The 25,945-nt window shown below is 37.7% G+C and carries 24 protein-coding genes and 3 tRNA genes; 1 reads left to right on the top strand and 26 read right to left on the bottom strand.

Translation table 11 applies throughout. The annotated features are described in order from the left end of the window. Positions 1–106: 106 nt before the first annotated feature. From CVP05_RS08210 to CVP05_RS08170, 9 genes are all read right to left on the bottom strand, one after another. A tRNA-Pro gene (locus tag CVP05_RS08210) sits at positions 107–183 on the bottom strand. Between the two features lie 31 nt (positions 184–214). Then, a tRNA-His gene (locus CVP05_RS08205) sits at positions 215–290 on the bottom strand. A 22-nt stretch (positions 291–312) separates the two neighbouring features. After that, positions 313–389, bottom strand: a tRNA-Arg gene (locus CVP05_RS08200). A 148-nt stretch (positions 390–537) separates the two neighbouring features. Next, positions 538–1,344, bottom strand: a complete 807-nt coding sequence (locus CVP05_RS08195) for a glycosyltransferase family 2 protein (protein ID WP_100289084.1) — start codon at positions 1,342–1,344, stop codon at positions 538–540. Beyond that, positions 1,344–2,225, bottom strand: a complete 882-nt coding sequence (locus CVP05_RS08190; RefSeq protein WP_100289083.1) for a glycosyltransferase family 2 protein — start codon at positions 2,223–2,225, stop codon at positions 1,344–1,346. The genes CVP05_RS08195 and CVP05_RS08190 overlap by 1 nt, the downstream gene beginning before the upstream one ends. Next, complete coding sequence (locus tag CVP05_RS08185; protein WP_100289094.1) at positions 2,218–3,444, bottom strand: hypothetical protein; 1,227 nt, start codon at positions 3,442–3,444, stop codon at positions 2,218–2,220. Before CVP05_RS08185 ends, CVP05_RS08190 begins: the two co-directional genes overlap by 8 nt. Further along, on the bottom strand, positions 3,444–4,217 hold the full coding sequence (locus tag CVP05_RS08180; protein WP_100289082.1) for a glycosyltransferase family 25 protein: 774 nt from the start codon (positions 4,215–4,217) through the stop codon (positions 3,444–3,446). The genes CVP05_RS08185 and CVP05_RS08180 overlap by 1 nt, the downstream gene beginning before the upstream one ends. 30 nt (positions 4,218–4,247) lie before the next feature. Beyond that, positions 4,248–5,438, bottom strand: a complete 1,191-nt coding sequence (locus tag CVP05_RS08175) for a lipopolysaccharide biosynthesis protein (RefSeq protein WP_100289081.1) — start codon at positions 5,436–5,438, stop codon at positions 4,248–4,250. Then, complete coding sequence (locus tag CVP05_RS08170) at positions 5,428–6,405, bottom strand: polysaccharide pyruvyl transferase family protein (protein ID WP_100289080.1); 978 nt, start codon at positions 6,403–6,405, stop codon at positions 5,428–5,430. The genes CVP05_RS08175 and CVP05_RS08170 overlap by 11 nt, the downstream gene beginning before the upstream one ends. A gap of 173 nt (positions 6,406–6,578) precedes the next feature. Between CVP05_RS08170 and CVP05_RS08165 the strand changes: the two genes are divergently transcribed. After that, positions 6,579–7,322: a YdcF family protein gene (locus CVP05_RS08165; protein WP_100289079.1), complete on the top strand. Its 744-nt coding sequence runs from the start codon at positions 6,579–6,581 to the stop codon at positions 7,320–7,322. 49 nt (positions 7,323–7,371) lie between these two features. On the opposite strand, the gene CVP05_RS08160 is transcribed toward CVP05_RS08165, so the two are convergent. The 17 genes from CVP05_RS08160 to uxaC form a co-directional block, all read right to left on the bottom strand. Then, the gene (locus tag CVP05_RS08160) at positions 7,372–8,004 is read right to left on the bottom strand and encodes a bifunctional 4-hydroxy-2-oxoglutarate aldolase/2-dehydro-3-deoxy-phosphogluconate aldolase (protein ID WP_100289078.1); all 633 of its coding nucleotides are present in this window, start codon (positions 8,002–8,004) and stop codon (positions 7,372–7,374) included. Between the two features lie 17 nt (positions 8,005–8,021). Continuing rightward, complete coding sequence (locus tag CVP05_RS08155; protein ID WP_100289077.1) at positions 8,022–8,996, bottom strand: NAD(P)-dependent oxidoreductase; 975 nt, start codon at positions 8,994–8,996, stop codon at positions 8,022–8,024. 11 nt (positions 8,997–9,007) lie between these two features. Continuing rightward, positions 9,008–9,952 (bottom strand): sugar kinase, encoded by a 945-nt coding sequence (locus tag CVP05_RS08150; protein WP_100289076.1) that lies wholly within the window; start codon positions 9,950–9,952, stop codon positions 9,008–9,010. A gap of 8 nt (positions 9,953–9,960) precedes the next feature. After that, a complete protein-coding gene (locus CVP05_RS08145) occupies positions 9,961–10,971 on the bottom strand; it encodes a LacI family DNA-binding transcriptional regulator (RefSeq protein ID WP_100289075.1) in 1,011 nt (336 codons plus the stop codon). Continuing rightward, on the bottom strand, positions 10,968–12,239 hold the full coding sequence (locus tag CVP05_RS08140; RefSeq protein ID WP_100289074.1) for a TRAP transporter large permease: 1,272 nt from the start codon (positions 12,237–12,239) through the stop codon (positions 10,968–10,970). Before CVP05_RS08140 ends, CVP05_RS08145 begins: the two co-directional genes overlap by 4 nt. Positions 12,240–12,242: 3 nt before the next feature. Next, complete coding sequence (locus CVP05_RS08135; RefSeq protein WP_100289073.1) at positions 12,243–12,719, bottom strand: TRAP transporter small permease; 477 nt, start codon at positions 12,717–12,719, stop codon at positions 12,243–12,245. Positions 12,720–12,738: 19 nt separating this feature from the next. Further along, positions 12,739–13,746, bottom strand: a complete 1,008-nt coding sequence (locus CVP05_RS08130) for a TRAP transporter substrate-binding protein (protein ID WP_100289072.1) — start codon at positions 13,744–13,746, stop codon at positions 12,739–12,741. Between the two features lie 147 nt (positions 13,747–13,893). Further along, on the bottom strand, positions 13,894–14,571 hold the full coding sequence (locus CVP05_RS08125) for a GntR family transcriptional regulator (RefSeq protein ID WP_100289071.1): 678 nt from the start codon (positions 14,569–14,571) through the stop codon (positions 13,894–13,896). An 8-nt stretch (positions 14,572–14,579) separates the two neighbouring features. Continuing rightward, positions 14,580–16,178: a mannitol dehydrogenase family protein gene (locus CVP05_RS08120; protein ID WP_100289070.1), complete on the bottom strand. Its 1,599-nt coding sequence runs from the start codon at positions 16,176–16,178 to the stop codon at positions 14,580–14,582. Further along, complete coding sequence (gene uxuA, locus CVP05_RS08115; protein ID WP_100289069.1) at positions 16,178–17,254, bottom strand: mannonate dehydratase; 1,077 nt, start codon at positions 17,252–17,254, stop codon at positions 16,178–16,180. The genes CVP05_RS08120 and uxuA overlap by 1 nt, the downstream gene beginning before the upstream one ends. Positions 17,255–17,263: 9 nt before the next feature. Next, the gene (locus tag CVP05_RS08110) at positions 17,264–18,283 is read right to left on the bottom strand and encodes a zinc-binding alcohol dehydrogenase family protein (RefSeq protein ID WP_165773142.1); all 1,020 of its coding nucleotides are present in this window, start codon (positions 18,281–18,283) and stop codon (positions 17,264–17,266) included. A gap of 11 nt (positions 18,284–18,294) precedes the next feature. Continuing rightward, positions 18,295–19,575 carry a TRAP transporter large permease gene (locus CVP05_RS08105; RefSeq protein ID WP_100289067.1) on the bottom strand — a complete coding sequence of 427 codons (1,281 nt, stop codon included), beginning with the start codon at positions 19,573–19,575 and terminating at the stop codon, positions 18,295–18,297. A 16-nt stretch (positions 19,576–19,591) separates the two neighbouring features. Continuing rightward, on the bottom strand, positions 19,592–20,101 hold the full coding sequence (locus CVP05_RS08100) for a TRAP transporter small permease (RefSeq protein ID WP_100289066.1): 510 nt from the start codon (positions 20,099–20,101) through the stop codon (positions 19,592–19,594). Positions 20,102–20,116: 15 nt separating this feature from the next. Then, positions 20,117–21,121: a TRAP transporter substrate-binding protein gene (locus CVP05_RS08095; protein WP_100289065.1), complete on the bottom strand. Its 1,005-nt coding sequence runs from the start codon at positions 21,119–21,121 to the stop codon at positions 20,117–20,119. Positions 21,122–21,431: 310 nt separating this feature from the next. Beyond that, positions 21,432–22,913 (bottom strand): UxaA family hydrolase, encoded by a 1,482-nt coding sequence (locus tag CVP05_RS08090; RefSeq protein WP_100289064.1) that lies wholly within the window; start codon positions 22,911–22,913, stop codon positions 21,432–21,434. Positions 22,914–22,915: 2 nt separating this feature from the next. Then, positions 22,916–24,373: a tagaturonate reductase gene (locus CVP05_RS08085; RefSeq protein ID WP_100289063.1), complete on the bottom strand. Its 1,458-nt coding sequence runs from the start codon at positions 24,371–24,373 to the stop codon at positions 22,916–22,918. 14 nt (positions 24,374–24,387) lie between these two features. Then, complete coding sequence (uxaC, locus tag CVP05_RS08080; protein ID WP_100289062.1) at positions 24,388–25,800, bottom strand: glucuronate isomerase; 1,413 nt, start codon at positions 25,798–25,800, stop codon at positions 24,388–24,390. Positions 25,801–25,945 lie beyond the last annotated feature (145 nt).

The following is a 25,945-nucleotide window of genomic DNA, read 5'->3' as shown; positions in this document are numbered from 1 at the left end:
AAAATTAAAAATACTTTCAACATTAAGTCAATCAACAAGTGCCCACACAGATTGTCTGATAAATTGTTAAAGAACTCTCTTCTATATATTTAGAAGCATAAGAAAGTGGTCGGCGAGATAGGATTTGAACCTACGACCCACTGGTCCCAAACCAGTTGCGCTACCAAGCTGCGCTACTCGCCGACAGAATATCTTAATTACATTATGATTAAGATGGGGTGGCTAATGGGACTTGAACCCACGACAACCGGAATCACAATCCGGGGCTCTACCAACTGAGCTATAGCCACCATTGAAATGTTGCATTGACTCTGGCGCGCTCGACAAGATTCGAACTTGCGACCTTTGGCTCCGGAGGCCAACGCTCTATCCAACTGAGCTACGAACGCGTGCTGCGTTGTTGCGGGGCGTATATTAAGAGTTTCCTATACGCTTGTCTAGCATTTTTTTAAATTTTTTTATTTTTTCTGTTTCTTTGTCGGTATTTTATGCAAAATGTTTATTTTATATCATATATTGCCTAAAGATTAGGCCAAGCTATTTGTGTAACTTCTTATAAATAGCGGTTAATACAGTTGTTGGTAACAATCTTACCGCTCCCCTCAGTAAAAATTGGGAAAAAATGACTATACTATTATCGTAATTCAGGCTTCGTTTTAATTGAGCAAGCTGCCATTCGCTTTTGAAATAAGCCCAACCTTTGCGACGCCCTACCATACCATTACCAACCCGCATATAAAGTAAGATTTCAGGCAAGTTTGCAGCATGATAACCATTTGCTAAAATTCGTAACCACAAATTATAATCTTCTAAATAAAGATGATGCTGATAGCCACCTAATGCTAATAACATACTTTTTCGATAGGCCACCGTTGGGTGATTAAACGGGCTACGCGTTTTAGAAAATTTCGCAATTTCTACCGCACTTGTTGGTACCTTACGTTCTCCTGTTAAAACATCTGGGTCAGATTCAAATTCCGCTAACTGTGTTCCAACAATGTCGACTTCTGGATTTTGTTGGATGTACGCTACTTGTTTAGCGAAACGCTCCGGATGGCAAAAGTCATCAGTATCCATTCGGAAAATCCATTCATAACTACATTGTTCAATTCCTGCATTTAACGCTTTTCCTAAACCAACGTTTTGAGGTAAGCGCACTATTTTTAGTGGTAAAAGTGCGGTGTATTTTTCCACAGTTTTTTCTAATTCGGTGCCAATTTCACCGTCAAAAACCAAAACAATTTCTGTCGCTTTGATTGTTTGTTGAAGTAAGCTATCAAAACATTGTGCTAAAAATACTGCTTTCTCTTTATAGTAGAGTGACATTAATACCGAAAAATTCATTACAAAAACCTTTTTAAATTCATTGCTAATTTAGGCGAAATACATATTACCATCGCAATTATTAGATGTTTAATACTATGGCTTAATTGGAACATTTTAAAATAATAACTTGCTGCCTGACGAGATAAACTCATCGCATAAGGATAAGACAAAATATAAAGTGAATTGAGAGCGAAATTTTTTGCCTGTATTACCGTTTTCACATAACGTTGCTGAATAAAATTCAATGCTAATTCCGTGTTTTGGCTATGAGTTGACACACTCGCACGCTTAGTGTGGAAGGTGCAAATACTCAATGGCTGTGCCAGGTAAACTGCATTTAACTGTGGAGATGAAACCAGTTTTAGGACAAATTCATAATCCTCTAATGATTTTAAACCGGTTTCTAAGCCACCTAATGCAAAAAAGAAGGATTTTTTGACTGCTAGCATTGGCATTCCCCCCATTTTATTGGCCATTAATAAATTATCTAACGTTAAGTTTTCAGGCAATATTGGCTTTGTTATATACTCAAAACCCTCATTCACCATCACGCATTTTGCAGGGTGATAAATCAAATTCGCTGTGTCATTTTCTTCAATCGCTTTGGCGAGTAAAGCACATTTGCGATCATCAAAACGGTCATCATCATCTAAAAAAAGTAACCATTCGTTGCTCGCCTGCTCTGCCCCGATATTGCGACTTCCTGCTGCCCCTTGATTGACAGCATTACGGAACAGTTTTACAGGAAAAGTGAATTTTTCATGAATTTCAACCGCTTGTGGCGAACAATCATCAATAATCACAACCTCAAAATTCTTCACCGTTTGCTGTTCAAGGCTATGCAATAACGCTTGTACTTCTGCATTACGGTTATAAGAAGGAACAATAATACTAAACATTTTTTGCCTCAGATTGCTTAAACAATACAAGCATTTTGCCATGTGAACCGAATAAAGATAAAAACATTAATAATACCAACATAATGCCGGGAAATGCGTACGTATCTGCTTTAATATTTAACACGCTCAATATCAATAAAAGAGAAAGCGTAAACTTCCAACTACCTTCAAACCAGTTATCTGCAATACGTTTTACAAAATAAGCGGTGAATAAAAAACACACCAAAATATACCCCACCCCGCCATATAAAGCCTGACGGATAAAACCTGAGTCCGAACCGCCATAATAACGAAAATCAGGCGTATAATAATAACCGTCACCCATTAACAGTTGCTTGAGCTCTGGCATAAACAGGTGTTTTTGCATTAATGTATCGGTAGATGAACTAATTTGAGAGAAATCAGTGTCACCCCAATCCCCGACGTTATACATCACTCGAGATAAAATATTGATCACTGGTTCTAAAGCATGTTCCACATAACGATTGTCTGGAAGATAAATCGCCAATCCCAGCACAATCGCAACAAATACTATTAAATAAGGCACATACCGCCATTTAAAATAGAGCAAAATACTCAACGCCGAAAGCACAAAAAAAGTTCTGCCCGACATCACACCAATAAATAAAATCAGTAACAGAAAAATGCCCTGCTGTCGGTTTGTTTTTTCATTATAGGCCAACCAAAAATGCAGTAGTACCACAAAAAACGCACTCAATTGGAAAAAGGCCGATGAGGTAATATTATACAAACGATATTCTTGCTCTGATCCTGCAAAGCGAGGCAAAATGGCACTTGTATTTGTGCCTAAGGCAATGTCCACAAAAAGGCTTATACCTGTTAAAGCCAATAGCCCCATTATTGCTTGTGCAATCACCCCTCGCTCTAGATCTCGAACACATTGCCCCTGAGAATTTGCCGTCCGATAAAATGCGTTATAGATCATCACCCCAAAGCTAAATAACAGTAAGGTTTTAACGTACATTATCAAAACACCTAATTCTTTCGTGCCATTGATAAGCAAAGGAATAATTGATAGTACTATTAACGCAAAAATAGCAATAAAGCTATCCATTGGCACTTTGATCCCATCAATTTTTTGGGTTTTCCACAAATAGAAAAGATAGCCGAATGCGACTATGCCCATTACAAAGCTCATGCGGATAACGTGCATTACCCAAGGATCATAAAGATAAAATAAATTAATTGCACTGCTCATCATGTTAAATTACGTTTTATAGCTAAGGCTTTTTTCAATGGATATTTCACTAATTTTTTAAAAAGATTGTTATTTAATGATCCCCGAATACTTTCTAAATTGCTGACTAAGTCTGGATTTTCTATAGCTAATAAAGGTCTGATTACTCGCGTTTGCATTGCAAATTGCTGTTCAAATAAAGGGTAATCGTCTGCCAACCAATAGGCTTTATGCTGGGTTAAAAATATTAAGAATTTTCTAACCGCACTTTTTTTAATTAAATAACATACCGTACCCGCGAAATAATTTTTATAAGGGAAAGCATAACAATAATTTGTATTGCCAATTTTCGGGCTTAAAACTTCAAAGGTAATGGGGTAATTAATTTCCAACTCAATATCATTAAATTGAAGAATTTTAGATTGTCCCGTTAAAATAATATCGGCTTGTATATTTTGTTGGATAATTTCATCAATTACAGATTGAAAGTTCTCAGCAAATAACGCATCATCTTCACAAATCAAGCAAAATTCATCTTCAGCAATGGCTGAATTATCGGCAATTTTCTGATAAATCGCTAAATGGCTTAACGTACACCCTACCTCGCCTTTCGTGACTTTCCGCCCATAATGTTGCTCAAACTGTGTTAAATCAAAGCGCTGCGCTAGGGTTTCTTCTGTTTCATTCATTGTATTAATGGCGCTGAACACCTCAAAATTTTGCGTGTCTGGCTGCGCAAAGAATAACTCTCTTCTCGCTACATCTTTATCTAAAGAAACTAAAAATTTTTTCATTTTATACCGCACTTTTTATTTTATTGCTGATTATGCCAAATCCTTCAATGGAAATTGATAATAATAAATCAATGAAATCACCAATCTAGTCAAACTACCACCAATTAGCGCATAAGCCACACCAAGTAATTGCTGTTCTCTAAATAGGTAAAATAATCCAATGAATACGACCAATGAAATCACTTGACGCGTAAATAATAATACCTGCTTACCTAAAATAAGCATTTTTTGCGACAACACCCAAGAAAGCCCGGCAAGAATGGCATTCAAAATAAATAACACCAAAGTTGGGGCCACTTCAATATAACGTTCACTAAAAAAGAAACGCACCACCGGCTCAGCGAATAATGGGACTAAAATTAACGTAGCCAGGCTCATTAACGCCATGATTGCTAATACCAATTTTAGTCGATCAAGTTTATTCAATAGGCCAGCATAATAATAATCCACTAACATATTAATAAAACGTGTGGCAAGCGCATCAAAAGCAATGCACACGCTATATAACCCCAGAGTATAACTATTCATTAACGCGGCAATGAGAAATTTATCAATATTGGTCACTGTTGCACCAAACAATTGAAATAAATTTTGTTTGAGCCATGTTGTAAAAAAGAAAGATCGATCAATAGGTTGCAGCTCATTACCATGCTGGCTCGTGAATTTTTTGCTAATACGTTGCAAATAAAATAGACAAAATAAGGATTGAATAATAGAGATGACCGTTAATAACTGAATGACTACGCCTAATGATTGCTCCCCCAAAAGCCAATAACAGATACCATATAATAGCACCGCAAACAGTGGCTGCTGCAACACTAAAGTGCGGTAGGTTTTCAGCTGTGAATCTATTTTGCTTTTTTCTAAAGTGATATTAAAAATAGCCGTTAATAACACGTTTAGTATGAACAATAGAGTAAAATCATGCAATTCCAACACAAATAAAGCCACGAAACTCGCCAACAAAGCATAAAGCAAGAAAATAGCAAGATAGCGCTGCCAATGCCAATATTGCTTTTGACGCATTGAAAGCGTAAGGGCAAACCCGACACCACCACAACTTAGCGTGGCAAGATAAGTAACAGAAGTGATGAACAATTGGAATACGCCGCGCTCCTCCACTGATAATAGACGAGCGAGCAGGAACGAGCTTGCCATCATCAAGAGCGAACTCGCAAAGGTCACAAAGATTAATGTAAAAAGATTACGATCAGTTTTCATAACGTTCACTATAATCAATCTCTTTCGTCCATTGATTATAATATCCACTATTTTTACCGTATGAATTATCGCAAACTTGATTAGGAATACCTAATAAACAAGAAAAAATATGCCCATGCAACCGACTTGTTACCACGACATCATAACGTAAAAACTCCGTATAACAACGGGTAATTACCGCATTCGCATATTGATACCATTGCTCATTAATCTTATTTTTTAACCAAGTAAAATGCAATTTATTCGCTAATTTAGCAAGCTTACTATAATATTTTTCTATTTTAATATCTTTCGTCGTTAGAATATCTTCCCAATCTTTCACTATTTCATCTGAATGTAATTGTGCCTGAATATTTTTCTCAATATGGCTTGCCTCAATATCCTTACGCAAAAAGTATAAAACTTTATTATTTTTAACCGCACTTCGTTGCATTTCCTCTCTAACAGGTAATACGCCGTACAACTGATGTGCCATATCCGGACACAGCTGCACATGTTGTGAAAAATTTTGCATAAGATTAAACGTCGGCAAATCACGCGCAAATAAATAGCAGTGTTTATGTTGAGCAAAAATCGCTGCCGCTTTTTTCATTGCACCATCATTAGAAAAAAAAGCCGTTTGTGGTAATACAATAATCCGATTATGTGGAAATGTCTGAACGAGCGCTTCTCGCATTTGCTGTAAGGCTGGATATAAATCACCAAAATTCCCTCCCCCGTGACACAGGATAGTCGTATTGGGATTGACATATTTCTTTACTTCATCAATATCAAAAGCCTGAAAACAACGTCTTAAACGAACATGAATCTGATAGTCACGAAAAAACTGTTCTGTACCCGCATAGATCAATAAATCCCCTACATTTAAATGTAGCGGGTAATCAAAATATAACACATCATTTTTATCCGGAATTAAATCCACTATTTTGTGCAATTGGTGTTTAAGAGAAGTTAACACACTATTCATAGAAAACCATTTTTATTATTAAACAAAATTTTTAAAGGCGTTATCATAGCTTTAACACCTTAAACCTACAAGAAAAATTCATTATTTAGACATTTAGAAGAATATGAAGTTCATTTGATTTCCAATGATAAATTATGAATAATATTCCTATGTTATCTCTTAAATAAAAAATTATGTTTGAATTAACTCGTTTGATTAGCACCTTAATTCTTCCGCCTGCCAATATACTGATTCTTTGGCTGCTATCCCTCTTATTGCTCAAACTCCAATATAAAAAATTAAGTTTATTTACCGCACTTTTAAGCGCAAGTTTACTGTATATCGTGAGTATCCCCTATACAACAGAAACACTCAGTAAAACGCTCGTGCATGAAGATCATCTATCCATACAAGATTATCGCCAAGCGCAAGCTATTGTGGTTTTGGGTGCCGGACTGCGTGATAACAAAGAGCTTTACAGCTCGCTTACTGTTCCTGCAATTGCTTTGGAACGCATGCGCTATGCCGCTTATTTATATCAAGAAACCCATTTACCGTTATTGGTTACAGGCGCAAGCCCCAACGGCAATTCCGAAGCAAAAGTGATGGCTAGAGAATTTGAACAGTTTTTTCACACCCCCGTCAAATGGCTAGAGGAACAGGCATTAAACACTAAACAAAATGCTGTATTGAGTAAAAAAATCCTAGAAAAATCAAACATTAACAAAATTATTTTAGTCACGAATCAATGGCACATGCAACGGGCTAAATTACTTTTTGAACAACAAGGGTTTCAAGTATTCCCTGCAAGTGTTGGGCAAGGCCTTCCCCCACAAAGTTATGGCATAAAGTTCATGCATTTTATTCCACAAAGTGCCGCATTAAATGCCAATATGCAGCTATTAAAGGAATGGATTGGTTATTGGAAAGAAAAATAAAATTGGTTTAGATAAAAAATAGGGCAATATTGCCCTATTTCTGCAAATACTATCTATCCACGACTTCTCTGACTAATCGTCCGATTTCGTCCCAGTTTTTCGCTTTAATCAACGATTTTTCCACAAACCAAGAACCACCGCAGGCAACCACATTCGGGATAGCAAGATAGTCTTTAAGATTATGTGGCCCAATTCCCCCAGTCGGCATAATTTGCAAGTGGCTATAAGGCCCGAGTAAGGCTTTAATCATCTTCACCCCACCGCTGGCTTCCGCTGGAAAAAATTTCACCGCTGAAATTCCTACTTCTAACGCCGCTTCAATCGACATTGGATTATTTACGCCCGGCACAATCGGTAGCCCTAAATCTTGGCATAATTGCACAATTTTCGGATTAAAACCCGGTGTGACAATGGCATCTGCCCCAGCATTTTTCGCAGCAACCACCTGTTCAGCCGTTAAAACTGTGCCCGCCAAAATCAAAATATCGGGATTATGTTGACGTAATAAACGAATTGCCCCTTCTGCGGCTTCTGAACGGAAAGTAATCTCCGCTACCGGTAAGCCATTTTCGCTTAACGTGTCCATTAATGGTAAAATATCTTCCACATTATCTAATGCAATCACAGGAATCACTTTGAATTCACGTAGCTTTTCAATAATTTGTTGTGTAGTGTATGACATAATGTTTCCTTATATTTTTACTTAACATTTGGGTTAACCCAGTTACTTATCGGTGGCTCAGATTCCAATGCAGCAATCAAATTATCTACCGCACATTCCACCATTTTTAATCGAGTTTCTGTTGTCGCTGAACCGATGTGTGGTAATAACACAGCATTGGGTAGTTGTAATAATGGCGAAGTTGTCGCCAACGGTTCTTGTTCAAATACATCAAGCCCCGCTGCCTTAATTTGGTTATTTTGCAATGCTTCAATCAATGCGGCTTCATCAATAATTTTGCCTCTCGCACCATTCACCAAAATCGCCGTTTTTTTCATCAGCGCTAGTTTTTCCCGACTAATCAGCTTTTCCGTTTTCTCTGTTAATGGCAAAGTAATACAAATAATATCTGCTAATTGGAGCAGCTCATCTAAACTGCAATGTTTTGCCTGATAATGCTGTTCAACAAATTTATTCGGACGATTACTCATATACAACACAGGCATATCAAAACCACAAAAAGCGCGTTTCGCCAAAGCCTGTCCGATACGTCCCATGCCTAAAATGCCGATGGTTTTATGATGTACATCTGTGCCGTAATATTCGCTGCCGATACTATTTTTCCATTTTCCATCCTGTACGAGCGAAGACAACTCTACGGCTCGACGCGCTGTCATTAACACGAGCATAAATAACATATCAGCTGTCGTGTCTGTCAATACATTGGGTGTATTCATTAAACGAATACCCTGTTGATTTAAATAAGCAAGATCAAAATTGTCATAACCCACAGAAATGGTTGAAATGGCTTCTAAGTGCGGTGCATTTTTTAAAATTTTTTCAGGCAGCTCCAAGCTAGACCCAATCAATCCATTTGCGGTTTTAAGGGCTTCGATGAACTCCGCATAATTTTCTTCGTTGACTTCATCAAATGCAGTAACATTAAAATGCTGCGCTAAGCGATGTTGTTGTTCTTGTGGTATTTTTTTATACAGTACAATATTCTTTTTCATTGATTCACCGCCTAAAATGCCCCTAATTGTTCACGTGTCGGCAAACCTTCGCTGTCACCGATAACTTGAATAGCCAATGAACCGATCTTATTGCCTCTTAATGCTGCTTGGTGCAAGTTTTTGCCTTCCAATAATGCACTAATTGCGCCAACCGCAAATCCATCACCCGCGCCAACCGTATCCACGACATGTTCAACCAAACAAGCGTTAACATAACCTTGTTCCCCTTGATTGTCTTTAAAATACGCGCCCTGTTCTCCTAATTTGATAATGACGGCCTTTACACCACGTTGCAGATAGAAGTCAGCAATTTCCTGTTCCGTTGTGAGCCCTGTTAATATCCGTCCTTCTTTAATACCAGGTAAGAACCAATCCGCTTTAACTGCAATTTGGTTTAAACAATTTTTCATTGTCTCTTCATTTTTCCATAAACTTGGGCGCAAATTTGGGTCAAATGAGATCGTTTTACCTAATGCTTTCATGTTATCTGCCAGCGCTAATGCCAATTGATAAGAAGATTCCGAAATGGCCGCCCCCACCCCCGTTAAATGCAGATGTCTTGCTTTTGAACAATACTCAGGATTCAAGTCCGTCGGCGATAAATAACTTGCTGCCGACCCTTTTCGAAAATATTCCACTAATGGATCACTACCGTCCTCCACTTTCGATTTTAATAAAAAACCGGTTGGATATTGCTTATCTCGACTAACAAGTGCGGTCAGAATTTTCTCTTTTTTTAATACATTTAAAATAAAATCCCCTAAAGAATCCTGCCCTACTCGGCTTTGCCAAGCCACTTTGAACCCTAAACGGGCTAATCCAATGGCAACATTTAATTCTGCACCGGCTGGGCGTTTTACAAAAGAAGAGACTTCTGATAATTCACCACATTCCGTCGCCACAAACATTGCCATTGCTTCGCCAAATGTGATGATATCAAGATCTGATTGTTGCATAATTTACCTCACAATATTGTAGATTTTCGGACAATTAATTCTCCTGGATAGAGTACTGTTTTAAATTTAGAACGATCACCTTGTATTCGTTTCAATAGCAATTCAAAAGCACAATATCCAATATCCAATGTCGGTTGACGTATCGTAGTAATCCCATCACCAAGTACCGCAGCCCAATTCGGATCATCAAATCCAATTAATCCGATGTCACGCCCCCATTCGATATTTAGACGTTTCAAGGCAAGCGCTGTATTTAATGTTGCCACTCCATTCACCGCTAAAATCGCTTGTTTTTTCCCCTGCCCTGATTGATAAAATGCCTGTAAAATGGGATCAATTTGCTGCGGTTGAGAAATATCTAAAACTTCAATAATCTCTCCCTTACATTGGGGATAACTTTGCATCAATTGATAAAATGTTTCTGAACGCTGTTGACGCGCTTGTATATCTTCAATTTTTTCCGTAATAAATAACACCTGTTCGAACGCATTTTCAATTAAATGTGTTACCGCCAGTTTTGTTGCTTGGATATTATCAAGATGCACTAGATCCGTTTCACACCCATGAATTGCTCTATCAATGGATACCATCGGTAAATTAAAATCATAAAAATTATGATCATGAGTTCTTAAAGCTTGAATAATCACCCCTTCAACCTGGTAACTCGTCAAGAGTTGTAAAATCTTTTTCTCTTGCTCACTTTCATTATTGGCATTAAAAACCAACAAAGTGTAATCATTCTCCCGACAAGCTGTTTCAACGCCGCGCATGATTTCCATCGCATAAGAAATACTTAAATCCGCAAAAACAAGCGCAATCAACTTGGTTCTACCTTTTTTCATGCCACTGGCCAAACGACTGGGCTTATAATCCAATGTCTCTATAGCAAGTTTAATGCGCCTTTGTATATCTTCAGACAACACTTTAAACTCCCCATTTAAATAGCGAGACACGCTAGTTTTCCCGACTTTAGCTAATTTGGCGACATCGCTAATCGTCGCTTTCTTGGTTAACGTCATAACAACATATCCGTTAATAAAATAGATGGTACAAATACAACAAGTGCTAACACAAATAAGATCACGATAATATAAGGCAATACAGCTTTAAATGAACGGCCAATCGGTAGATCACCAATTACACTTGCTATCAATAAACACAATCCATAAGGCGGTGTCACTAAACCAATAGATAATGTGATAATAATGATAACGCCTAATTGAACAGGATCGATACCCAATGCTTGTGCGACAGGATAAATCACAGGAACAAACAATACCATTGCAGGGATCGCGTCCATAAACGTGCCAATAAAGAGGAAAAATAAAATAATTAATCCTAAGAAGAGATATTGGCTGTTGCCAAAATGATTAAAAAATTCCGCTACAACCATATTAATTCGAAAATACCCTAAAAACTCTCCCAAAGCAGACGCAGCAGCTAATGCAAACAAAGATAAGCAGCTTAATTTTAAGGTTTCGACTAATATTTTCGGCAGATCTTTATAAGTGATCGTTTTATAATAATAGGCACTGACAAAATAAGCATATACCGCTGAAAATGCGGCCGCTTCTGTCGGGGTGAAAATACCGAATACAATCCCCAAAATAATGATTAACGGTGTCACTAATGCGGGAATGGAATCTTTGAACAATTGAAAAAACACATGCCAAGGCATTTTATTTTCTTTTGGCAAAGACTGTTTAATCGCCACATAATAAATAAATGCCATCATACCAAGCCCAATGAAAATACCCGGTAAGATTCCTCCCACAAATAATTGTCCAACAGAAGTATTCGTCAGCCCCCCATAAATGACCATCGTAATACTAGGCGGAATAATGCCACCAATCGTAGAAGAAGCGGCAGTTACTCCGACAGCCATTTCTTTGCTGTAGCCTTTTTCAATCATATTTGGGATTAAAATTTTACCTACTCCAGCCGTATCCGCTTGGGAAGAACCACTCACCCCAGCAAACAACATGGAGACCATCACATTAGCATGCCCTAATCCGCCCGGACAACGTCCTACAATCCCTAAAGAAAAATCAATGAGTTTTCGAGAAATATTTCCCTGATTCATAATAGTGGCCGTTAATACAAACAAAGGAACCGCTAACAACACGTAAGAATTCAGACCGTAAAACATTTTCATCGGGATCATCGTATTCGGAATACCGCTTACCGAGCTAATTCCCACCAACGCCGCGATACTGATAGAAAAAGCAATAGGAATACCAATAATAACCAATAAAATAAATAATAAGGTCACTAATAATAATGTCATGGTTTAATTTCCTCTTACTAATTTAATGGTTTGATGAGTAATATCTTCTAGCAAATAAATGCTCATAGAAATAAAAGTAATCGGCAAAATAAGCCAAGCATAGCCTTGCTTTAAACTCGGAATGGTTACCCAGCGAGAATGCCAAAAGGTTTGTGTAATTTCCATGCTGTATAGCGTGCATAATAGGCAAAAGATCAAAATAATGACATTCTGAAAAATAATAAATAAGTGCTTATTTCTTGGTGAGAAAAAGTTATCTAACAAATTGAAACTAAAGTGCTGTTTTTTTCTCACCATGACTGCTGCCCCCAACAACATCGACCAAATAAACGTATTGACCGAGACCTCTTCAGTCCAAGTGGCACTAATTCCTAAATAACGCGTAATGACTTGAATTAAGGTAACAGATACAAAAACCACTAGAAATACCGTCCCCAAGATCAATTGCATTCGTTCTAAGTAATCAATTAATTTTTGCATAATGTCACCTTTACCTTATTCACTGGGTCTGACGAATTTGATTTAATATTTCTGTCATACCTTCATGCTGTGCAGCCCATTTGTCTTGAACTGCTTTCGCGACTTGGCTAAACGGCGTTTTATCCACAGCATTTACCACCGCGCCATCAGCAATGGCTTTTTCTTTATACTGATTTTCCTCCGCATAAATCGCATTGCGTTCAATTCTCGTCGCTTCTTTTACGGCTGCTTCCAGTACGGCTTTCTGCTCATCGCTCAATTTATTCCATGTTGCTGCTCGAATCAGTAAAAATCTCGTCGTATAATCATGGGCAGTCTCAGAAATATATTTACCATTTGTCGTCCGATGATGTTCCATTGGCACCAAATAAGGATAAGCATTTTCTGCACCATCTACCACATTACTCGCCAAAGCTTGATATAGCTCAGCCCAAGCGACTGAGGTTGGAACAGCTCCGATAGCAGTCCAAAAATCGGACACCACCCCAGATGTCTGCGTTCTAATTTTCAACCCTTTCGCATCTTCCACCACAGTAATTGGTTTTTTACCATACCAATGTCTTACCCCAGCACTCCAGTATCCCAACACACGATATTTATTGCCGGATTTCTGATAAATAATATCCGCTATTTTTTGTCCAATTTCACTATCAACAATTTTTTCCCAATGGGCATAATCATTAAATAAGTACAATAAAGAAAATAGATCCACTTCATCAATACCGGCTGAGGTCATAAAACCTGGTGAAACCAAAACAATATCTGCCCCACCCAATACCAATTTTTCTACCAATTCATTTTCATTTGTACCGATAGTCCCCGCATGCACTTCCACTTGAATCTGATCTGACTTTTCAGCTTCTTCTTTTAATTTCAGCATACCGGATTGATATGGGCTAGAAAGATTCGTTTGGTTATGAGCCGCCACTAGTTTTACAGACTGCCCCGCCCCAGTTTCAGCCGTCGCACTAGGCTCACTACAACTTGCCACCATGAACGGAATCAAACATATGAATAGTTTTTTCATAAAAAGTTACCTTATCTAAGTTTTAGTGAATACTCCCAAAAAACGTCATTAATCTATCATGGAACCGGTTCCATAAATAGTGGTATTTAATCAACTTGTGATCACTATCACATAAAAAATAACCAAATATACTTATAGTGAAATAGACTAAAGTGAGCGTTTAAAATAGTGGCTATATTCTTTCTCAAAGTGATCTTTATCTAAAACATATCGATAAAGGTGTTTCTCAATACAGGCTTTTACGCTTTCTTTATCCTGCTTTCGGATCGCCGCTAAAATATCTTTATGTTCTTCTAAAGTGGTAAAAGAAGGCTTATTTTTAAAAATACAAATTCTTGCACGGTCAAAATGAATATTTAGCCCTCTCATCAATGCATAAATATTTTCTTTGTTCGTCAATCGAAAAAATAAATGATGGAATTCATTATCTAACTCTAAAAATTTTTCATAATTCTCATTCTGTAAGTAGAATTCTTGCAATTTCAAATTATCTTCTAATAAATAAAGATCTTTATGATATTGCTCTTCACACAGCAATGAGGCTACTTCCTTTTCTAGGGTCAAACGTAAAAAACGAGCCTCTTCAATAAGAAAAGGATCAATAAAAGAAATAAAAGTTCCTTTTTGTGATACGACTTTAACTGCACCGCTTTTCTCAAGATCAATTAAGGCTTCACGGATTGGTGTTCGGCTAATACCTAATAATGTACCTAATTCCGTTTCACTGACTTTATCGCCTGGCTTTAATTCCATATTGACGATCATTTCTCTTAAATTACGATAGGCAAATTCCCGTGAACTTTCTCGATGTTTTGGCTCGTTCATTTTAATTCTCAATTCAGATATTTTTGTAAACTCGCTCGTACAGAACCTTTTCCAATGAGCATTTCATTAAAATAAAGTTCTACCTGCTGCGCTAATCCCACATCATACAGATCCACACCGAAAATATTTTTATCGGATAAAATCGGTTTTAAACTGTCTGTTGATACATTTTCGCCCAGTTTAACACAAGAAAGTTTAGCTTTTAACTCAGATAGTAACGGATCTGGGCTAAGCTCAAATAAGTTTCCTTCATCATCTACACCCAATAAATAGCGTAGCCAACCGGCAAAAACCAGTGGAATTGCGACTAATTCTCCAAGATCTTTATTATTTCGGAGATAAGATCTTATCGTTTCGCCAAAACGAATGGATAATTTTTGTGAAGTATCTGTTGCAATCCGTTGTGGTGTATCCGGAATAAATGCGTTAGGTAAACGAATATTTACAACTTCGTCAATAAACTGTTTAGGATTAATAATTTTAGGATCAATAACCACAGGCAATCCTTCTTGATAACCAATACGGTTGACCAATGCAAGCAATTCAGGATCTTGCATTTCCGCAGCAATGGAATTATAGCCTAATAAACAACCGAATATTGCAAGTCCTGTATGCAAAGGGTTTAAACAGGTTGTGACTTTCATTGTTTCAATTTGATTGACGATTTCTCTGCTAGTAAAGATCACACCGACTTTATCCAATGGTGGTCGCCCATTCGGAAAATCGTCTTCAATAGCGAGATACTCCAATTCTTCTGCGTTAACAAAAGGAGCCACATAAGTATTTTTTGAGGTAATAACTGGCTCAAGATTTTCAATACCGTCTGCTTGTAATTGTTGTTGCACATAACTATCAGGGCGAGGGGTAATTTTATCGATCATTGACCAAGGAAAACTTATTTTATTTGAATTTAAATAGTCAATAAAATCTTGTGAAATCACACCGCACTTTTTCCACTCTTGAGCAAACTCTAAGATAACACGCTGTAATTTTTCTCCATTTTTTGACATATTATCCATGCTCACTAACGCCAATGGGTAAGCACCATTTATAAAACGACTGTGTAGTAACGCGACAATTTTACCGATATAACTTTGTGGTTTATTTAGTCCTTGCGAAAAATCTGTTTGTACTGCAGCAGTATACTCACCTTGTTGGTTTTTAATTAAATAACCTTTTTCAGTAATAGTAAGTGAAACCATTTGTAACGAAGGGGAACAAAAAATTTCTTGTAAGCGGTTAAAATCTTCTGCAAATTTACAATCCATTTTTAATGATTCGCTGATACTACCAATAATGATTTTATCAATGGTATGATCGTTTTTTAAACGCGCAAAAATAGATAAATTATCAAAAGGGCGGTAAGCTTTTTCAATAATTTCTTCATCAAAACCTTCTGCAACGATAATCCCTTTATCTGTTAAGCTCTGATTGAGTAGCTGCTGTTGGAGATTTGCTAAAAAGGCACGAAATATATTGCCTGCACCTAAATGTAACCAAATCGGTGCTTGCTTAGTCTGCTGCGCAACCTGAACAACATCATAATTAGGCAAGGAATACCCTTGCCATTTTTCACAGTCTTGTAATGAAGCATAATTCAGTTTCATTATTTTTCTCCTTGTTTGGCTTTCTCAAAAGCATCCCACAGCCCTTGAATATACATAATACCGAGTGCGCGATCATATAATCCATAACCTGGTCGGCATTTTTCCTCCCAAATATGGCGACCGTGATCTGGACGGTAATAACCATCAAATCCTACTTCATGATAGGCTTTTACAATTTCTGTTATATCCAATGAACCATCGCTAGTTAGATGAGAAGTTTCCAAAAAATCTCCATTCTCAAAAACTTTAATATTACGAATGTGAGCAAATGGAATCCGATGATGGAAGGCACGAATCATTTTTGGAATATCGTTGCTTAAATTAGGACCTAATGCACCACTGCATAATGTAATACCATTAGACGGACTGTCTACCATCTCTACGATTTTTTGTAAATCCTCGTAGCATTTCACAATTCGTGGTAAACCGAATACGGAAAATGGGGGATCATCGGGATGAATAGCCATTTTAATACCCATTTCTTCCGCTACAGGAATAATTTGATCTAAGAAATATTTTAAGTTCGCACGTAAATCTTCTTCTTTAACCTCTTTATACAGATCAAACAATTTATCCAAGTGCTTTAACCGTTCCGGTTCCCAACCTGGCAAAGTGAGTTCTTTAGAATTTTCTTCAAATTGCTTGACCAATATTTTCGGATCAATCCCATCAATACGTGCGTGTTCATAGAAAAGTGCGGTCGCCCCATCCTCCGTTTCTTTAAATAAGTCGGTACGAATCCAGTCAAACACAGGCATAAAGTTATAGCAAACCACTTTTACGCCATATTTACCCAGATTTCTGAGAGTTGTTTTATAATTTTCGATATACTGCTCTCGTTCAGGCGTACCCAATTTAATGGACTCGTGAATATTGACACTTTCTACTACATCAATATTTAAACCGTAAGGTTCTACTTGAGCTTTTACCTCAGCAATACGCTCTTCCGGCCACACCTCACCTGCTGCCATATCGTGTAGTGCCCACACTACACCACTCATACTAGGAATTTGTTTAATATAGCTTAATGGAATTGTGTCATTGCCTAATCCATACCATCTAAATGTTGTTTTCATAATTTATCCTTACCACTCTAATAATACTTTACACACGGTATTTTTTTCATTTTTGATCACATCGAATGCCTTCTCAATATCGGTAAATTTGCAGGTATGTGTAATCATTTTTTCTGGCGTCACTTTGCCTTGTTCAAATAGCTCTATCACTTCAGGAAAACGCTTATTATTTAAACGAGTACCAAATACATTAATGCCTTTTTTGGTAAATGCTACTTGCGGAATTTCTGATGGTGTCGCACCTGTACCTAACACAACAAATCGACCAGACGGCGCAACGATATCTAAGGCATCTAAAATACTTTGTGGCGAACAAACCGCATCAATAACAACATGGGCTCCTTCATTTTCAGTAAACGCGGCTACCGCTTCATGTAAACTATGCTCTTTTACGTTAATCGCGTTGGTAGCTCCCATTTCACGCGCCAAAGCTAGACGTTCATCAAATACATCTGTAATGAGTACCTCTGCACCTCTCGCTACCGCAACTTGCATTGCTGCCAAACCAGCGGGACCCGAACCGAATACCACCACTTTGTCACCCGCTTTTACATCGGCACGGGTGTTAATTTCTACTCCTACTGCATAAGGTTCAATTAAACAGGCTGTTTTTTCAGAAATTTTATCGGTATCAACAAAATATACATTTTCCGACCGCACTTTAGCATATTCTGCAAACCCGCCATTCACATGTACGCCAGTCACATTCAAGTTTTTACACACGTTATGATGTCCTGTTCGACAGGCATAGCAATGACCGCAGCTATTAACAATATCGCTAACAACAAAATCACCAACTTTTACATGTTTTACCGCTTGCCCAACTTTTTCCACTCGCCCAACAAATTCATGTCCAATAATAATCGGATATTTCGCCAGAGAATTAGCACCGGTATAAATCCCAATATCCGAACCACAAATGCCGCCATATTGCACCTTGATAATGACATCATCATCTTTTTCAATTTCATAATTGGGGATATCGTTAATGCTAAGCTCAAAAGGTTTTGTTACATTAATGACTTTCATTGTGTTCATCCTTATTTAGTAAAAAATTCAAGAGGTTGCATAAATAAACTTGGGAATAAAATCAAACCTAATACCACAATCAAAATAGCGAGTAGGAATGGCCCAATTTTGCGAACAATACGTTCCATAGTGATTTTCCCTGTACTTGCTGCAACATTTAACACTGTACCTACGGGTGGGGTTAATAGCCCCATCACACACAGAATAATAAATACCACACCGAAATATACGGGGTTAATTCCTGCTGTTTTAACTGCTGGCATTAATACTGGAGTAAGAATTAAGATTGTGGGTACAACATCCATTGCTGTGCCGACAAGTAATACCAATCCTGCAATAACCAACATTAATAAAACTGGAGAGTCAATAAACGGATGCAATAAATCAGTCACAATACGTGGAATATTGCCAATAGTCATCAGCCATGCAGATACCATAGCCGCTGCAGCTAGAAACATAATGGCACTACTCGCTTTAGCAGAGGCGATCATACTTTCTTTAATATCCGCAAAAGTTAGTTCACGATAGACGAATACGCCAATTACAAGAGAATATACAACAGCCATAACACCTGCTTCTGTCGGCGTAAACATCCCGCTACGTAATCCAAGTAAAATTCCAATAGGCATAAAAATTGCCCAAATTGCTTTACGTAATGCCGTAACAACTTCCTTGAAAGATTTACGCGGCAGAGGCTCTGCCGAATCCTTACGAGAAACAATAGCCCAAACAAGACAAAGCATGACCGTGATATATACCGCTGGTGCAATTCCTCCCATAAAAAGATCGGTAACAGAAACGCCCGCCGTTACACCAAAAATAATCATCGGAACGGAAGGTGGCATAATCGGTGATAAAATATTACCACCAGCAATCAAGGCAGTAGAACGATCCCGGTTATATCCAGACTGTACCATCATCGGAATTAAAATTGCGCCAAGTGCTGCAGTTGATGCAACAGCTGAGCCGACAAGGCTAGCGAATAATAAAATTGCGACAATCGCGACATAACCTAAGCCTCCTCGAATATGTCCTACCATAGCAGTTGCAGCATCTACAATCTTGGTGGTTAAACCGCCACGATTCATTAAATCACCGGCAACAACAAAAAATGGGATTGCCATCATTGAAAAACTATCTGCACCATTAAAGAGATTTTGAGACAAAATCTGTGCATTAAACACATCTAGGTACAACATTAGCATAATGCCTGAAAATAGAAGTGAGAATGCAATTGGCACACCAATAATAATGCCACCTATAAGACTGGCTAGAAAAATAACAATCGTCATAATAAATTACCTATAATTAGTCGCTATCTGATTCACTCATCAATACAGCTTGATGAATAGCATTAGGATTTCTAATGACCTCGATAACATTTAGCACACTGATTAAAATAATTGCAGCCCCAGTAATCACACCAGTAACATAGACAAAAGAGAGTGGTAATCCTGTTGCTGCCGCTTTTGCTGTCATTGATTGCATCACCATGGCATAGGAGCCTTTCACCAAGATTCCCATCACAACGACAATAATGATTCGACCTAAAACAAATAAAAGCATTTTGATTTTTTCAGGCACATTCTTAATCAATGTATCTACACCCAAATGGGCATTTTCTTTCATTGCTACAATTGCACCGATATAAATCACATAAACAAACACATATCTTGAAACTTCTTCCGACCATACTAGGCCCGAATTAAAGAAGAAACGAAGAATGACATTAAAAAAGACTAAGGCAATCATCACAACTAACATCAACCCCAATAAAAGGGATACGCCTTTAAATAATTTATCCGTTAGTGCTTTCATACTCTATCCTCTTGATTAATCAGTGTTTCTTATACGCTCAACAAGATCTTTTGCCCAATCGTATTTTTTGTATAAATCATCATAAAGTGGTCTCATTTTTTCCACGAGTAACGCTTTATCTGCCTCACTTGGCGTAACGACCTTACCGCTTTTTTCTGCAATAAATTGTTTATCAGCCTCAATACTCGCTTGATATAAGTCCCAACTTTTATCTGATGTAGCTTGCGCGGCTTCTAAAAACACGGCTTTATCTTCGTCACTCAAACTTTCCCAGAATTGACTATTAGCAAGTAATTCCAACGAAGAAATCATATGATTGGTTTCATAAATATTTTTATTCACTGAATAGAAACCTTGCTGTACAAAAGTAGAAAGAGGATTATCTTGACCATCTACCACACCTTGCTCTAAGGCGCTAAATACTTCACCTAAACTCATAATTGCAACATTTGCACCCAGTAACTCTGCTACTTTGACGTGAATAGGATTATTTGGCATACGCATTTTTAGCCCCTTAAATTGTTCCGGTGTAGACAAAGGTTTGCTTGATGAAAATACACGAGCACCATTTGGCATCCATGCTAAAAACTTGATAGGTTGAGAGGATTCAAAACTGTCCGCAATTTCTTTACCAATTTCACCTTGATAAATTTTTCGGGCATGAGCTACATTTTTAAATAAGAAAGGAAAATCAGGTACAGACATTTTCGGTACTTCCGACCACATTACAGTCCCTAAAACAGATAAATCAATAATTCCTTGACGGGTATAATCAAAAGATTGTTTTTCATCACCTAATTGGCCAGAATCATAAACATCGATCTGAAAACGCCCTTTAGTTTTTTCCTCAATCATGGGCTTAAACACCTCTTTTAAAGCCACTGTAGAAGGATGTGTCGCCGCAACAACGGAAGAAACTTTAACAACTTTATGTGAAGCCGGCGCTTGTTCATTACATCCCACCACAGATAACAACATTACGCTCGCGATCAAAGTTTTAAAAAAATAACGTTTTTTCATAGTGTTCTCCATTTAATTCCCAATATTAAATACTAGTATACAAGTAATAAGCAAAAAAATTTATCAGATATATTTTTAGCATAACAAAATATAACACTATAATCTGTGATAAGTATCACAAAATTAGAAACTCATTTCCTTTGCAATATATAACAAAAAAGACCGCACTTTCATACTATTGACAGAGTATGATTTCTTTTGGGGCGCATTGTATACGCCCATTGTCTTGCTAAGTTTGTCAGCGGTCTGACTTTTTATGCCAATCACTAAAAAGTGCGGTGTAAATAAATAAATTTTTATCAACGCCTCACTACAAAGTCACTCCACTTTTAAAAATCGCTAATTCTCTAAATTCATTCAATTCATTTTTAGTCTGTTTGCCATTCACAATATCGACGATTAAATCAATAAAATCGCTTAATAATTGTTCTATGGAAATATCACCAACCAATTGACCGGCATCGAAATCGATCCAATGTTTTTTCTTGATGGCTAACTCTCTATTAGTCGCGATTTTCATTGTAGGAACAAACCCACCATATGGCGTCCCTCGCCCTGTAGTAAATAGCACCATATGACAGCCAGCTGCAGCAAGTGCGCTAGTCGCCACAGCATCATTACCTGGCGCACTGAGTAAATTTAATCCGCTAGTTTTTAGTCGTTCACCGTATTTCAGTACATCGACCACTTGGCTATGCCCTGCTTTCTGTGTGCAACCAAGCGATTTATCTTCCAACGTAGTAATACCACCAGCTTTATTGCCTGGTGATGGATTCTCATAAATGGGTTGATGATGATCAATAAAATATTGTTTAAAATCATTGACTAAACGCACCGTTTTATGAAAGGTCACTTCGTCTTTGCAACGGCTCATTAAAATATGTTCAGCGCCAAACATTTCCGGTACTTCAGTCAATACTGTTGTGCCACCATGACAGATCAAATAATCGGAAAAATGCCCAAGTAGCGGGTTAGCCGTAATACCTGAAAAACCGTCTGAACCACCACATTCTAAACCAAACTTCACCTCGCTTAATTTACCCACTTGTCGACGATCTTGTCTCATCTGCTGATATAATGAATTCAGCAAAGCAAGCCCCTGCTCCACTTCATCATCATAATGCTGTGAGATCATAAACTTCACCCTCGTCTCATCATATTCGCCTAAACTAGCCTGAAATTCGCCCACTTGATTATTCTCACAACCTAAACCAATGACTAACACCGCACCAGCATTAGGATGTTTCACCATATTTTGCAAAATAACTTTCGTGTTTTGGTGATCATTTCCCAATTGCGAACAACCATAGCTATGGTTAAAAGTGAATACACCATCAATATCCTCAAGTGAATGCTGTTGTATAAATTGCTTTTTAATTTGATTAGCAATCCCTACAACACAACCCACTGTAGGAATTATCCAAAGTTCATTACGAATACCGATTTCACCATTGCGACGGCGGTAAATCTGCACATCACGATCTAGCTGTTGTGGCATAAGTGCGGTAGATTTTGGTAAATATTTGTATTCATTAATCTCGTTTAAATTAGTTTTAACATTATGAGTGTGAACATGTTCTCCTGCTGAAATAGACTGTGTGGCATGTCCAATGGGATAACCATATTTCACTACGTTTTCCCCTTGTGTAATGGAAAATAAAGCAAATTTATGTCCCCTCGCAATGTCCTGTAAGAGCACAATGTCTAATTCATCAAGTATTGTACCTGCCGGCAAATCCTGCAATGCCACCGCCACATTATCCTGTGGCTGAATTTGAATAAACCGCTTCATATCTACTCCTTACAGTAAATCTCTAAAGCTTTCCGCATACCTTGTTGGAAAATGCTTTCCAATTGCGCGACGACCATTTCCACCAAATTCGGTATTAGCGTTAAATTCTGTTCCCAGTGTTCGCTTTGTGACAATACATTGTAGACTAGACCATGCAATGTCAGCTCACCACTATCCACTTGCTGCCACCATGTAGCAAAATTGCTCAGCCAATATTCATCATCTTGCAGCGGGATCAACTGCTCATTGCGTTTGCCACGATAAAAGGCAATTAACGCAGCCAAAGCAAAAGTTAAGTGCGGTGGTAATTTCTCGAATTTTTGCTGATACGCCAACAATTGAGGCAAGATCCGTGTACGATATTTAGTCATACTATTTAAAGCAATAGATAATAATTGATGCTGAATAAAAGGATTTTGGAAACGTTTTATCACCGCTTCAGCAAACTCATGTAATTCATTTTCAGGCAGAGATAACACAGAAATAATCTCATTTTTGACCGCACTTCGTACAAATTCATATAATTTAGGATCACTCATTGCTTCGCCCACTGTATCCATGCCAGCTAAATATGCCACTGGTACAAGAGCGGTATGCGCACCATTTAAAATAGCAACTTTTCGTTCTTTATAAGGCTTAATATCATCTACGATCACAATATTCATTTTCACTTGATCCAAGCGGAATAATTTTTCCAATGATTTCGGTCCTTGAATAACAAACAAATAGAAATATTCCGCAGCATCTAAAAAGCTATCTTGATAACCGAGCTCCCGTTGCAAGCGCTCTGCTTCATCATGCGGATAGCCTGTCACAATCCGATCTACTAAAGTGGAACAAAATGTATTAGCAGTTTCGATCCATCGCACAAAATCCATACCCAATTGCCATTCTTGCCCATAACGTAATACAAGTCTTTTCAACTGCTCCCCGTTATAATCAATTAATTCACAAGGTAAAATAGTAAATCCGTAGTTCGGATTGCCTTCCGTCACCTTAAAGCGTTCATATAATAAACGGGTTAATTTAGCAGGGTAACTGACAGGCGGGCAATCATCGAATTTATCATCAGCATGATAGCTAATCCCCGCCTCTGTGGTATTAGAAAAGATAAGATGAATATCAAGATTATGCGCTAATGCCAAATAATCTCCAAAATTTTGATAAAGATGAATTTCTTGATTTACCGAGCGAATAATACGTGGCTGATTTATCACGTCCCCTTTTTCATTCAACCCCCGAATAATCGTTGTGTATAAGCCATCTTGCTCATTTAATGATGAGGAAAACGAGGAGTTACGTGGACGAACAATCGCTATACCGGAATTAAAATCCGTTTGTTCATTTAAAATGTCAATTTGCCAATCAATGAATGCTCGTAAGAAATTGCCTTCACCAAATTGAATGATTTTAGTCGGGTATTGAGCACCGGGAAAATTTGTTCGGTTTAACCTTTTCATTGCTGTTTCCTTAATTACTTTAATTCAATACCAAAATAGTCTTTCGCATTGTTAAAACAGATATTTGCCACCATTTCACCTAATAATTTCATATCGTATGGTGCCTCACCATCACGAACCCAATGACCTACCATTCGACATAAAATACGACGGAAATATTCATGGCGAGTATAAGATAGAAAACTACGGCTATCTGTAAGCATTCCCACAAAATGACTGAGTAAACCAAGCTGGCTGAGCTGAGTCATTTGTCGCTCCATGCCATCTTTTTGATCATTAAACCACCAACCTGTGCCAAACTGCATTTTGCCGCGAATACCTGCTTGCTGGAAGTTGCCTATCATCGTACCTAACACTTCGTTATCTCTAGGATTGAGGCAATATAAAATCGTTTTTGGCAAACTATTCATTTTCGCTTGAGCATCAAGTAAACGAGAAAGGGGCTGCGCCACCGGTGCATCATTAATGGAATCAAAACCGCTATCAGGCCCGAGTAACCCCATCATCAAAGTATTATTATTACGCAATGCACCTATATGATATTGCTGCACCCATTGTCTTTTGTGATATTGCGAGCCTAAAAAAACTAAAAGAGCGGTCTTAAATTTCGCAATTTGTGATTGGCTCAATATTTGCCCATGACGTTTTGCATGAAGAATTTGATTAAGTTCGGCCTCATTTGCCTCTTCATATAACACGACATCAAGTGCATGATCAGAAATTTTACAGCCATGCTGAGCAAAATAATCAATACGGTTCACAAGGGCCTGACAAAGATCATTAAATGAAGATATCTCTATATTGGTCACTTCTGCTAAATGTTGCAAATAGGCGTTAAAAGTTTCAAGCTCAATATTCATGGCTTTATCCGGTCGAAAGCTCGGTGCAACTTTGGTATGAAAACTTTCATCTTGCATAAGCATACGATGATATTCCAGTGAGTCAGTGGGATCATCGGTAGTACCAATGAATTTTACATTCATCTTACTGATAATACCTTTAGCTGAAAAATCATCTTGGGCTAATAATTCATTGCAGCGCATCCAAATAGACTGCGCTGTCTTAGGGGAAAGTAATGTATCTGTAATACCAAAAGGGCGACGCAATTCTAAGTGTGTCCAATGATAAAGTGGATTGCCAATAGTATAAGGAACGGTTTCACACCAAGCTAAAAATTTGTCAAAATCCACCGCACTTCCCGTACAATATTTTTCATCAACACCATGAGTACGCATAGCACGCCATTTGTAATGATCACCTTTCAACCAGATATCATATAGATTCTTAAATTTATAATCTTGGGCGATTTGCTCTGGTGGTAAATGGCAATGGTAATCAAAAATAGGTTGTGGCTCTGCATAATCGAAATACAGCTGTTTAGCGACTTCAGTATCGAGCAGAAATGTATCATTAATAAAATTTTGCATAAAAAGCTCCTTGCTTAACCCAACGTGAATATATTATACCAATTAAAGAAAAAAGTAATATAAAGTTTTGAGATCAAGATCACAAAACCAAAAATATGTATGACATATATAAAAACAAAAATGCTAATATAGCCAAAGATAAAAA

The organism is Conservatibacter flavescens (assembly GCF_002795425.1).
Classification (GTDB): domain Bacteria; phylum Pseudomonadota; class Gammaproteobacteria; order Enterobacterales; family Pasteurellaceae; genus Conservatibacter; species Conservatibacter flavescens.
This window is presented reverse-complemented; position numbering and strand designations above follow the sequence as displayed.

Coding starts and splice junctions, on each gene's coding strand:
- CVP05_RS08150 (WP_100289076.1), bottom strand. CDS start 9,952: ATGCAACAATCAGATCTTGATATCATCACATTTGGCGAAGCAATGGCA.
- CVP05_RS08170 (WP_100289080.1), bottom strand. CDS start 6,405: ATGAATAGTGTGTTAACTTCTCTTAAACACCAATTGCACAAAATAGTG.
- CVP05_RS08145 (WP_100289075.1), bottom strand. CDS start 10,971: ATGACGTTAACCAAGAAAGCGACGATTAGCGATGTCGCCAAATTAGCT.
- CVP05_RS08185 (WP_100289094.1), bottom strand. CDS start 3,444: ATGAGCAGTGCAATTAATTTATTTTATCTTTATGATCCTTGGGTAATG.
- CVP05_RS08085 (WP_100289063.1), bottom strand. CDS start 24,373: ATGAAAAGGTTAAACCGAACAAATTTTCCCGGTGCTCAATACCCGACT.
- CVP05_RS08125 (WP_100289071.1), bottom strand. CDS start 14,571: ATGAACGAGCCAAAACATCGAGAAAGTTCACGGGAATTTGCCTATCGT.
- CVP05_RS08100 (WP_100289066.1), bottom strand. CDS start 20,101: ATGAAAGCACTAACGGATAAATTATTTAAAGGCGTATCCCTTTTATTG.
- CVP05_RS08135 (WP_100289073.1), bottom strand. CDS start 12,719: ATGCAAAAATTAATTGATTACTTAGAACGAATGCAATTGATCTTGGGG.
- CVP05_RS08120 (WP_100289070.1), bottom strand. CDS start 16,178: ATGAAACTGAATTATGCTTCATTACAAGACTGTGAAAAATGGCAAGGG.
- CVP05_RS08140 (WP_100289074.1), bottom strand. CDS start 12,239: ATGACATTATTATTAGTGACCTTATTATTTATTTTATTGGTTATTATT.
- CVP05_RS08190 (WP_100289083.1), bottom strand. CDS start 2,225: ATGTTTAGTATTATTGTTCCTTCTTATAACCGTAATGCAGAAGTACAA.
- CVP05_RS08175 (WP_100289081.1), bottom strand. CDS start 5,438: ATGAAAACTGATCGTAATCTTTTTACATTAATCTTTGTGACCTTTGCG.
- CVP05_RS08155 (WP_100289077.1), bottom strand. CDS start 8,996: ATGAAAAAGAATATTGTACTGTATAAAAAAATACCACAAGAACAACAA.
- uxuA (WP_100289069.1), bottom strand. CDS start 17,254: ATGAAAACAACATTTAGATGGTATGGATTAGGCAATGACACAATTCCA.
- CVP05_RS08090 (WP_100289064.1), bottom strand. CDS start 22,913: ATGAAGCGGTTTATTCAAATTCAGCCACAGGATAATGTGGCGGTGGCA.
- CVP05_RS08105 (WP_100289067.1), bottom strand. CDS start 19,575: ATGACGATTGTTATTTTTCTAGCCAGTCTTATAGGTGGCATTATTATT.
- CVP05_RS08095 (WP_100289065.1), bottom strand. CDS start 21,121: ATGAAAAAACGTTATTTTTTTAAAACTTTGATCGCGAGCGTAATGTTG.
- CVP05_RS08160 (WP_100289078.1), bottom strand. CDS start 8,004: ATGTCATACACTACACAACAAATTATTGAAAAGCTACGTGAATTCAAA.
- CVP05_RS08195 (WP_100289084.1), bottom strand. CDS start 1,344: ATGAATTTTTCGGTATTAATGTCACTCTACTATAAAGAGAAAGCAGTA.
- CVP05_RS08110 (WP_165773142.1), bottom strand. CDS start 18,283: ATGAAAGTCATTAATGTAACAAAACCTTTTGAGCTTAGCATTAACGAT.
- CVP05_RS08130 (WP_100289072.1), bottom strand. CDS start 13,746: ATGAAAAAACTATTCATATGTTTGATTCCGTTCATGGTGGCAAGTTGT.
- uxaC (WP_100289062.1), bottom strand. CDS start 25,800: ATGCAAAATTTTATTAATGATACATTTCTGCTCGATACTGAAGTCGCT.
- CVP05_RS08180 (WP_100289082.1), bottom strand. CDS start 4,217: ATGAAAAAATTTTTAGTTTCTTTAGATAAAGATGTAGCGAGAAGAGAG.
- CVP05_RS08165 (WP_100289079.1), top strand. CDS start 6,579: ATGTTTGAATTAACTCGTTTGATTAGCACCTTAATTCTTCCGCCTGCC.